This is a genomic window from Streptomyces azureus (assembly GCF_001270025.1).
Classification (GTDB): domain Bacteria; phylum Actinomycetota; class Actinomycetes; order Streptomycetales; family Streptomycetaceae; genus Streptomyces; species Streptomyces azureus.
In genome coordinates this window covers 21791-30817 of sequence record NZ_DF968288.1, presented here as the reverse complement: position 1 = coordinate 30817, position 9027 = coordinate 21791, and the positions used below count along the sequence as shown (strand labels likewise).

The window sequence follows — 9027 nt, the reverse complement described above, 5'->3', positions numbered from 1 at the left end:
GTCCGAGGCGTTCGCTGGATCTCCGAGTTGGAGGGGTTGGCCGGACCCGCCGAGTCTGAGGGGTCCGCCGGACTGCTACGTCCGAGGCGTTCGCCGCCCCCTCAAGTCGGAGGTGCCGGTCGGCCCCGCCACGTCCGAGGCCCTGGCCGGGCCTCTACGACTGAGCCCTGGCGGACCCCCCACACCGGATGCCCTGGCCCGACCTCTACGCTCGAGTTTTCGGCCGGACCTGCGTAAGTGCCGCGCCGATCAGGACGATCGCCGCCCCGACCGGTGTCGACCACGTGAGCGACTCGCCGAGGAGTGCGACGCCCGCGGCCGTGGCGATGACCGGGATGAAGTACGTGACCATCTGGGCGGTCGTCGGCCCGACCTCGGCGACCAGGCCGTACTGGAGGAGGACGGCGAGGCCCGTGCCCAGTGCGCCCAGGGCGGCGATCGCCAGCAGCGGCCCGACGGGCAGGCTGGTGGGCAGGGTCGTGAACAGCGGGGTGACGACGGCCAGTTGGACCGTGGCGAGCAGCAACTGCGCGCCGGTCATCGACAGGTGCGAGTGGCTGGTGCCTGCCAGGGTGCGCCGGACGTAGATCCAGCCGATCGGGTAGCTGAGGGAGGCCAGCAGGGCCAGTGCCGTGCCGGTGGTGTCCAGGCCGTGGAAGCCCTGCCAGGCGCCCAGCACCGTGAGCACTCCGAGGAAGCCGAGCCCCAGTCCGGCGACCCGGACCCGGGTGGGGCGGTCCTCCGACAGGGCGACCAGGGACAGCGCCATGCCCCACAGCGGCGAGGTCGCGTTGCAGATGCCCGCCAGCGTGGACGGGATGGTCAGCTCGGCGTACGCGAACAGCGAGAACGGCAGGGCGTTCAGCAGGAACGCGGCGACCGTCAGATGCCCCCAGGTGCGCGCCCCGCGCGGCAGCCGCTCGCGGCGCACCGCCATCGCGGCGGCCAGCACCGCCGTACCGAACACCAGCCTCCCGAGCGTGACCTGGAAGGGCGCGTACCCCTCGGTGCCCACCTTGATGAGGAGGAAGCTGAAGCCCCAGATCAGGGACAGGGCGGCGAAGCGGAGACGCCAGTCGAGACGGCGACGGGGGCGGTCGCCCGAGGCGGTGGTGACCTGGCGGGGGGTGGTGACGGTGCTCATGGGGACCACGATGGCGGACAGGGACTTCGTAGCACAATCGAGATTTCGCGCCGGGTATTGCGTAGCATTGCTTACATGTTGAACCTGGAGCGCTTGCGTACCCTCGACGCCCTAGCCCGGCACGGCTCGGTCAGTGGCGCGGCCGAGGGGCTGCACATCACGACGTCCGCCGTCTCCCAGCAGATGTCCAAGCTGGAGCGGGAGGTCGGCCAGCAGCTCCTCGCCAAGAACGGCCGGGGCGTGCGGCTCACCGACGCGGGCCGGCTGCTCGCCGAGCACGCAGCGCGCATCCTCTCCCAGGTCGAGCTCGCCCAGTCCGACCTGGAGGCGCAGCGTGGACAGGTCGTCGGCGAGCTGAGACTCTCGGCGTTCCCGACGGCCGCCCGCGGTCTGTTCCCGCTCGCGCTGTCCGCGCTGCGCGAGCGGCATCCCGCGCTCCGGCTGCGCTCCCGCGAGCTGGAACCGGAGGCCGCCCTCGCCGGGGTGGTGCGCGGCGACCTCGACCTCGCCGTGGTCCTCGACTGGTACAACAAGCCGATGGCCCTGCCCGACGGCCTGGTCAAGGCGCCGATCATGGACGACCCCGCCGATGTGGCGATGCCCGCGGACCACCGGCTCGCCGGGCGTGACGAGGTGGACCTCGCGGAGTTCGCCGACGACGAGTGGATCACCTGGGGCGAGGGCGAGTTCTGCCACGAGTGGCTGATGTTCACGCTCCGCTCGAAGGGCATCGAGCCGCTCGTGGGCCACCGTGCCGCCGAGACCCACACCCAGCTCGCGCTGGTCGCCGCGGGCCTCGGTGTGTGCGTCGCCCCGCTGCTGGGCCGCCGCCCCGTGCCCGCGGGGGTCGTGACCGTCCCAGTCAGACAGCGGGTCCGGCGGCACGTGTACGTGGTCTGGCGCGCGGACGCCGACCGCCGCCCGTCGATCCGGGCCGCGGTGAAGGCCCTCCAGGCGGCGGGGGAGAGCCTCGGCTGAGCCCCGGGCCGGGGCGGGCGCCGAGGTCCCCCCCCGCCCCGCGCCGGGCCGGGCGCGTCTCACCTACTGCGCCGCCAGCTTGCGGAAGTCCCAGGAGACGATCTTCTGCGGCGTCAGTCGCATCCAGGCGTGCCGGCCGTCGTGCGGCATCTCCTCCAGGCCGAAGTTCTTCCGGGCGAACAGCGTCTCCGGGACGTCGAGTTCGGCGCGCAGCTCACCGGTGCGCGGGATCTCGCCCACGAACTCGACGGTGCCCGACAGTTCGACGCCGCGCAGCTCGTCGTACTCCTCGCCGGTGTCGACCACGATCGCCACCCGCGGGTCGCGCCGCAGGTCGGTCCACCGTTTGCTGCGCACGACCGAGTACAGCCACATCGAGATGCCGTCCCAGGCGAACCACAGCGTGCTCACATGCGGGGCGCCGTCGGCCGACACCGTGGCGACCCGGCAGGTGCGCTGTGTGGCGAGGAAATCGTCCAGCTCGCCGGGCGTCATCATGATCTTCCGGCCCCGGCGCTGCTGAGTGACGGTCATGCTCCCCCTCTTTCTTCTCTCACGTCGTGTCAGAGGAGATCCTCTGACATCACGTCAGAAAAGGATGTGTTCTCTTCCGTCCATGCGCAATGGTGGTTACGCTCACGCGCCCAGCCGCCGGCGCCCAGGGGGAACCGTGCCCGCGCACGCAGAGCTCAGCGAACTCCTCGATCCGCGGACCACCGTGCTGCTCACCGTCGAGTGCCAGGAGGGCGTCGTCGGAGTGGACAGCGCTCTGCCCCAACTCGCCGAGGGGGTCCGCGCAGGCGGGGTGCTCGCCAACGTCGCGCGACTGGTGGCCGCCGCCCACGAAGGCGGCGTCCAGGTCGTCCACGCCATCGCCGAGCGCCGCCCCGACGGCCGCGGGGCCAGCCGCAACGCCCGCCTGTTCCGGGCCGCCGAACGCCTGCCCGTCCAGCAGCTGTCCGGCACTCGGGCGGTGCGGGTCGCGGCCCCGATCGAGGTCGCCGACGAGGACCTCGTCGTACGGCGCCTGCACGGGCTGTCGCCCCTCCAGGGCACCGATGTCGACCCGTTGCTGCGCAACCTCGGCTGCCGCACGCTGATCGTCACCGGGGTCTCGGCCAACGTGGCCGTTCCCAACGCCGTGTTCGACGCCGTGAACCGCGGCTACACCGCCGTCGTTCCGGCGGACGCCATCGCAGGGGTGCCCTCGGACTACACCCCCGTGATGATCCGCCACACCCTCGCGTTGGTCGCCACGGTCGCGACCACGGACGAGGTGCTGGCATGTCTCACGCGCCCGCGCGGGATCAGGCGAGCGTGATCGAGTCGCCTTCCACGCTGATCTGCTTGGCCGCCAGCGGTTCGACCGCCGGCCCCTTCTTCACACTGCCGTCGAGGACGGAGAACCGGCTGCCGTGGCAGGTGCAGGAGATGATGTCGTCCTTGAGGTCCACCATCGGACAGTCCCGGTGGGTGCAGATCGTCGAGAAGGCCTTGTAGTCGCCCGCGGTCGGCTGCGAGACGACGACCTTCTCGTCCTTGAAGATCTTGCCGCTTCCTTCGGGAATGTCGGCGGTCTTCGCGAGAACCGCCCCACCGGCTCCCGCTCCGGTGGACGAGCCGCCCCCTTCGTTCGACGCGCCGCCGCCAGCGGCGCCCTGTCCGGTGGACGGATCGGGCGCCTCGTCCTCCGAGCCGCACGCCGTCAGCGCCACGGTGAGCCCTGCCGCGCCCACCGCCGCCACGAGGGTGCGGCGGCTCGGCCCCGACTTCGGCTGAACTGATTCGCTGGTCATGCTGACGTTCCTTCCGGGGATTCCTGATCTGCCGAGAGGTACGGCCCTTGGGGACCGGCTGTTCAGACCATGTCGAAATCCTGACCGGTTCGCGGAAGGACATGGGTAAAGCGGAGCTGTCGGTTCGCTGTCGGGTTCCGGGCCGCCGCCGCGAGGCCGTCGCCGAGCGACCCGTTTCATCGCGCCGCTGCGCGAGGGCCGTCCGGGCCGGTCCGTACAGTCGGTGAGAGCGGTGTGAGAGCGCGCGGCCGGCGCGTGCGCCGTGTGCGTCGGCTTCGCGGCAGGGATGCCGCGCAGCCTGTTCGGCGACAAGGACCCGAAGAAGTCGTCATGACCTCGTACCGGCCGTTGCCGGGCTCACGGGCCGCGCAGGACATCCCCGGTGATGTCCGACAGTGACTTGCCGGTGCGGAAGGCTTCGGCGCGCATGAGGGCGAGCGCGTTCTCGGGTGTGAGCCTCCGCCGGGTCACCAGGGCGCCGACGGCACGCGCGGTGTCGAACCAGTGGGCGCGGACGGCCTCTTCCGGCTCTCAGGTCGGTGCCTGGGCCCCGGTGATGATCATCTCGCGGGTCGGCAGGAGGGCGGCCGCCACGGCATCGGCCACGTGAGACGCCTGCTCCAGGGCCTCCTTGCTCAGAGCGTGGGAACGAAGCGCCAGCAGGTCGACCGTTCCCAGGACGTAGTCGCCGAAGAAAACGGGGGCGCGTACACCGGCGCCACCTGCGGCAGCTTCTCGCGCATGGTCGCACCGGAGAGGGGCCAAGGCGTCAGCTCCTCACGCAGGTCGTTCACCGCCATGGGTTCACCGGAGTGCGCGGCGCTGATGCAGGGGCCTTCCAGCACGGTGAACTGGATCTCCTCCAGCAGGAGCGGCGCGTCGTCCGAGGCGGCGAGAAACTGGCGGGAAGGGGTGTCGGTGAGCAGCGAAAGGGTGGTGCCGTCCATGCCCAGCCCTGCGCACACCGCCCCGCACACCCGCCGTGGAACCTCCTCGGCGGGTGCCTTCGCTGCGGCTTCCGCGACCAGCCGCGCCGCCTATACGGCTTCGCCGTCATCCGGCCCTCCGCTGACCCGGCACAGACGGGAGGGCGGGCGGACGGCCGGCTGCGCACACGCGGAACCCGGTGACCCCAGGGCTCTGCCGGGGAGGTGTCTTCGCCGTGTGCCGATTCACCGTCTGCCGATGAGGAGCGGTGTCGGCGGAGTACCCCACCTGGCCGTGACAACGCCGCCGCGGCTCCGTCGCCTGCGGTCATTCCCCTGCGGTCGTTTTCTGCCGGGTCGGCCGTCCTGCGCAACGAGCAGGACGTGATCGTACGGTTGATCGCGGGCACCACCTGCGGCTCAGACCTCCACCCGGTGCCAAGGTCGCCGGCAAGTGGGACGGTTCGTTCGTGCGGCCTGGGTACTCGTTCTTGCCAGGACATCGATCTGCCACCTGGGAGGTGACAGGAATGACCACTTCCCCCCGGCCATCCATGGAGACGCACCCCGACATCGTCGAGATGCGCTCCCGCCACGAGATGGCCGAACGCGCAGCGACCACACCCCGGGCACAGGCCGTCGAGACCTTTGCCTTCCTCACCGGCATCTACCTGGCGGCGTCGCCGTGGATCGCGGGGTTCGACAATCTCTCCAGGCTGGCCGTCACCAACGTGATCGTCGGGATCGCGTACGCCCTCCTGATGAGCGGCGGCTTCGGCCGGGCCTACGAGCGCACACACAGCATGGCGTGGGCGGCCTGCGCCCTCGGTGTGTGGACCATCTTCGCCCCGTGGGTGATCGCAGGTGACGTCAGCACGACGAGGAGTGTCGTCAACAACATCATCGTGGGTGCGGTCGCCCTGCTGCTGGCCCTGGCAGCCAGCGCCGCCGCCCGCGCGGACCGCTCGCCACGGTCAACGGTGGGCGACCGCGGGATGCCCGGTCCCGGAGGGGCCGCCTAGGAGCACCCTGCGGCGGACCCTGTTGGCCGGTGCGGCTCATGCGCCGGCCAACAGGTCGCCCACGCTCTGGGCCGCGACGCCTGCGGTCGGTCCGCACGGGCGCACAGTGTCCGCGTGGGTGGTGGAAGGCGCGCCGCCGAACCCGGCCGTTCCACCAGCGGTCTCCGTCCTCCACGGCTGCCGCTGATGACCCGGACGTGAGGCGATGCAGGACCTCGCATCCCTACGGGGGACTGCTGCTGGTGCCCAAGCGCGCGGCTACAGCGGCTCCTGTGCCCGCCTGCCCCGCACACCAGCCGATGAGCCCCTCCGCCGCGACGCGGTGGCCCCTGATGCCGCCGCAGGCGTGCTCCGACGGCAGGGCGCTGACCGCGAATCCGGCCATCGCCGCCTGTCGCAGCCACCGCTGTCGCCGCCGCGGCGGCGGCCTCGCCGAAGCGGGCGCCGCCATCGAAGCTGCCCTGCTCGAGCGGTCCCACCACAGCTGCTACGCCGGCGTGCTGGCCGACCTCGACCTCGCCTCGGGGACCTTGAGCTGGGTCAACCCACGGCCACCCGCCGCCCGTTCTGATCCGGGGACCGGATGCTCGCCGCCGCCCCGGAAGCCGACGTCAACCAGTACACAGCCGAGTTGGCTGCCGAGACCGACGAGGCCGGGCGTCGCCTGGAGTTGACGAGCCGCCCGAGGTCAGCGACGTGGCTCGGGCACCTCGCCCGCGATCACCCTTGGTTACTATGCTCACTTCATGCCAGAGGCCGGAAGCAAAGGGCGAGCCGCCATCGACGGACTGCTCGGGAAGCAGGGAGAACCGCATGCCGGTCGGAACTCCCCGGATTCTCCCCAGGGCCGTTGACGGGCGATTCCCGCTGCTACGCCCCTCCATGGTGGTCGTGGATTGCAAGGTTGAAGAGATGGGTGGCCTGGGAAATGCTGAAAGAGGTCACCGCGACCCGCTACATCACGCCCCTGCGTGAGGGCGGTTCGCTGCCGGGACTCGTCGAGGCCGACGACTCCGGGACGTACGTCCTGAAGTTCACCGGCGCGGGACAGGGGCGCAAGACGCTCGTCGCCGAGGTGGTCTGCGGGGAACTCGCCCGCCGGCTGGGGCTGCGGGTGCCACGCCTGGTCACGGTCGAGCTCGACGCGGAGCTGGGGCTCGGCGAACCCGACCAGGAGGTGCAGAGCCTGCTCAGGTCCAGCGGCGGCACCAACCTCGGCATGGACTTCCTCTCCGGCGCGCTCGGCTTCGACCCGCTCGCCTTCGCGGTGACTGTCGAGGAGGCCGGGCGGATCGTCTGGTTCGACGCGCTGGTCAACAACGTCGACCGGTCCTGGCGCAACCCCAACCTGCTGATGTGGCGGGGCGAGCTGTGGCTCGTCGACCACGGGGCGACCATGATCTGGCACCACAACTGGCCCGGCGCGGAGGCCTCCGCGGCCCGCCCGTACGACGCCTCCGACCATGCCCTGGCGCCCTTCGCGCCCGATGTCGCCGCCGCGGCGGCCGAGTTGGCGCCCCGGGTCACCGAGGAACTGCTCGCCGACGTCACCGCGCAGATCCCGGACGCCTGGCTGACGGGCGAGCCCGGCTTCGGCACGCCGGACGACCTGAGGCAGGCCTACGCGCGGCCGCTGCTCGCACGGGCCGCCGTCATCCACGACCGCATCCAGGGGATCAAGTGAGCGACCGGCACATCATCAAGGGCGGGACGCGCGACCGCCAGATCTACGAGTACGCCGTCCTGCGCGTCGTCCCGCGCGTCGAGCGCGGCGAGTGCATCAACGCCGGGGTGCTCGTCTACTGCCGCGCCGAGTCCTACGTCGGCGCCCGCACCCACCTCGACGAAGCCCGCCTGCTGGCCCTCGACCCCGGGGCCGACGTGGCCGGCGTCCGCGCCGCGCTGCGGGCCGTGGAGGGCATGTGCGCGGGCGGTCCCGCGGCCGGCCAGGCAGAGGGCGACACCCCCGGCCGCCGCTTCCGCTGGCTCGTCGCCCCTCGCTCGACGATCGTCCGGCCCGGTCCCGTCCACACCGGCCTGACCACGGACCCGGCGTCGGAGCCGGAGCGGCTGCTGGACCTGCTGGTGCGATGACCGCCCGCCCCAGCTGTGACCGCCTCGGCGAGGCAGCACCCCACATGCGATGCCGTCGGCCGGGCCCTGGTCCTCGTCGATGACGCGGTGGCGCGCAGCCGTAGTCCGATCGAGTGGCCGGAGAGGGCTCGAGGGGCCCGGGTGACGGACGAGTGCGTCCCGGCGCGCATCGTGGGCGCGGGGAATGGATCACATGCCGAGCCCGGCCGTTGACACCGCGTGCCAAGGCTTCTAGCGTCACCTCCACTGAAGGTACTAAGCGGTCGCTCACCTGAGACACCTGAGGAGAACCAGTCATGTCCACCACTGAGCAGCGGGTCGCCGTCGTCACCGGTGCCGCGCGCGGGATCGGCGCCGCCACCGCCGTACGACTGGCCGCCGAGGGCCGCGCGGTCGCCGTGCTCGACCTCGACGAAGCCGCCTGCAAGGACACCGTCGAGAAGATCACCGCCGCCGGCGGCAAGGCCATCGCGGTCGGCTGCGACGTCTCGGACGAGGCGCAGGTCGAGGCGGCCGTCGCGCGGATCGCCGAGGAGCTGGGCGCGCCGACGATCCTGGTCAACAACGCGGGCGTGCTGCGCGACAACCTGCTGTTCAAGATGAGCGTCTCCGACTGGGACACCGTCATGAACGTGCACCTGCGCGGCGCCTTCCTGATGTCCAAGGCCTGCCAGAAGCACATGGTGGACGCGGGATTCGGCCGGATCGTCAACCTGTCGTCGTCCTCGGCGCTGGGCAACCGCGGGCAGGTCAACTACTCGGCCGCCAAGGCCGGGCTCCAGGGCTTCACCAAGACCCTCGCCAAGGAACTCGGCAAGTTCGGCGTCACCGCCAACGCCGTCGCCCCCGGCTTCATCGCCACCGAGATGACCAAGGCCACCGCCGACCGCGTCGGCATGGGCTTCGAGGACTTCAAGGCTGCCGCCGCCACCCAGATCCCGGTGGCGCGCGTCGGTGAGCCGGAGGACATCGCCAACGCCATCGCCTTCTTCACGGGCGAGGCGGCCGGGTTCGTCTCCGGCCAGGTGCTGTACGTGGCCGGCGGACCGCTCGACTAAAGGGACGGC

General features: G+C 71.5%; 10 protein-coding genes and 1 pseudogene. 6 read left to right on the top strand and 5 right to left on the bottom strand.

Features of this window, described 5'->3' with window-relative positions:
* Window positions 1-205: 205 nt before the first annotated feature.
* A complete protein-coding gene (locus tag AOQ53_RS18425; RefSeq protein WP_059418672.1) occupies window positions 206-1144 on the bottom strand; it encodes a DMT family transporter in 939 nt (312 codons plus the stop codon).
* 75 nt (window positions 1145-1219) lie between these two features.
* Here AOQ53_RS18425 and AOQ53_RS18420 point away from each other — a divergent pair, with 75 nt between their 5' ends.
* Window positions 1220-2122: a LysR family transcriptional regulator gene (locus tag AOQ53_RS18420; protein ID WP_059418671.1), complete on the top strand. Its 903-nt coding sequence runs from the start codon at window positions 1220-1222 to the stop codon at window positions 2120-2122.
* Window positions 2123-2185: 63 nt separating this feature from the next.
* Here AOQ53_RS18420 and AOQ53_RS18415 read toward each other — a convergent pair whose 3' ends face one another.
* The gene (locus tag AOQ53_RS18415) at window positions 2186-2656 is read right to left on the bottom strand and encodes a pyridoxamine 5'-phosphate oxidase family protein (protein WP_059418669.1); all 471 of its coding nucleotides are present in this window, start codon (window positions 2654-2656) and stop codon (window positions 2186-2188) included.
* Between the two features lie 136 nt (window positions 2657-2792).
* Here AOQ53_RS18415 and AOQ53_RS18410 point away from each other — a divergent pair, with 136 nt between their 5' ends.
* On the top strand, window positions 2793-3443 hold the full coding sequence (locus tag AOQ53_RS18410) for an isochorismatase family protein (protein ID WP_059418667.1): 651 nt from the start codon (window positions 2793-2795) through the stop codon (window positions 3441-3443).
* Here the strand turns inward: AOQ53_RS18410 and AOQ53_RS18405 are convergent.
* The 3 genes and pseudogenes from AOQ53_RS18405 to AOQ53_RS18395 all read right to left on the bottom strand — a co-directional run bounded on the left by AOQ53_RS18405 (window position 3430) and on the right by AOQ53_RS18395 (window position 4865).
* On the bottom strand, window positions 3430-3918 hold the full coding sequence (locus AOQ53_RS18405) for a Rieske (2Fe-2S) protein (protein ID WP_059418665.1): 489 nt from the start codon (window positions 3916-3918) through the stop codon (window positions 3430-3432). The two genes, AOQ53_RS18410 and AOQ53_RS18405, sit on opposite strands and share 14 nt — an antisense overlap.
* A 357-nt stretch (window positions 3919-4275) precedes the next feature.
* Window positions 4276-4395 (bottom strand): annotated as a pseudogene (locus AOQ53_RS43635) (hypothetical protein); the annotation flags it as partial.
* A 158-nt stretch (window positions 4396-4553) separates the two neighbouring features.
* A complete protein-coding gene (locus AOQ53_RS18395) occupies window positions 4554-4865 on the bottom strand; it encodes a GAF domain-containing protein (protein ID WP_148640349.1) in 312 nt (103 codons plus the stop codon).
* A gap of 509 nt (window positions 4866-5374) precedes the next feature.
* On the opposite strand from AOQ53_RS18395, the gene AOQ53_RS18390 reads away from it, so the two are divergent.
* From AOQ53_RS18390 to fabG, 4 genes are all read left to right on the top strand, one after another.
* Window positions 5375-5866 carry an SPW repeat protein gene (locus tag AOQ53_RS18390; RefSeq protein WP_236711723.1) on the top strand — a complete coding sequence of 164 codons (492 nt, stop codon included), beginning with the start codon at window positions 5375-5377 and terminating at the stop codon, window positions 5864-5866.
* Between the two features lie 928 nt (window positions 5867-6794).
* Window positions 6795-7550 carry a HipA family kinase gene (locus AOQ53_RS18385; RefSeq protein WP_059418657.1) on the top strand — a complete coding sequence of 252 codons (756 nt, stop codon included), beginning with the start codon at window positions 6795-6797 and terminating at the stop codon, window positions 7548-7550.
* On the top strand, window positions 7547-7960 hold the full coding sequence (locus tag AOQ53_RS18380; RefSeq protein WP_059418655.1) for a DUF3037 domain-containing protein: 414 nt from the start codon (window positions 7547-7549) through the stop codon (window positions 7958-7960). The genes AOQ53_RS18385 and AOQ53_RS18380 overlap by 4 nt, the downstream gene beginning before the upstream one ends.
* A gap of 296 nt (window positions 7961-8256) precedes the next feature.
* Window positions 8257-9018 (top strand): 3-oxoacyl-ACP reductase FabG, encoded by a 762-nt coding sequence (gene fabG / locus AOQ53_RS18375; RefSeq protein WP_059418653.1) that lies wholly within the window; start codon window positions 8257-8259, stop codon window positions 9016-9018.
* Window positions 9019-9027: the final 9 nt, after the last annotated feature.

Excerpts from the sequence above, each read along its gene's own strand:
- AOQ53_RS18420 (WP_059418671.1), top strand. The coding sequence starts at position 1,220 with ATGTTGAACCTGGAGCGCTTGCGTACCCTCGACGCCCTAGCCCGGCAC.
- AOQ53_RS18405 (WP_059418665.1), bottom strand. The coding sequence starts at position 3,918 with ATGACCAGCGAATCAGTTCAGCCGAAGTCGGGGCCGAGCCGCCGCACC.
- AOQ53_RS18415 (WP_059418669.1), bottom strand. The coding sequence starts at position 2,656 with ATGACCGTCACTCAGCAGCGCCGGGGCCGGAAGATCATGATGACGCCC.
- AOQ53_RS18390 (WP_236711723.1), top strand. The coding sequence starts at position 5,375 with ATGACCACTTCCCCCCGGCCATCCATGGAGACGCACCCCGACATCGTC.
- fabG (WP_059418653.1), top strand. The coding sequence starts at position 8,257 with ATGTCCACCACTGAGCAGCGGGTCGCCGTCGTCACCGGTGCCGCGCGC.
- AOQ53_RS18425 (WP_059418672.1), bottom strand. The coding sequence starts at position 1,144 with ATGAGCACCGTCACCACCCCCCGCCAGGTCACCACCGCCTCGGGCGAC.
- AOQ53_RS18385 (WP_059418657.1), top strand. The coding sequence starts at position 6,795 with ATGCTGAAAGAGGTCACCGCGACCCGCTACATCACGCCCCTGCGTGAG.
- AOQ53_RS18395 (WP_148640349.1), bottom strand. The coding sequence starts at position 4,865 with ATGGACGGCACCACCCTTTCGCTGCTCACCGACACCCCTTCCCGCCAG.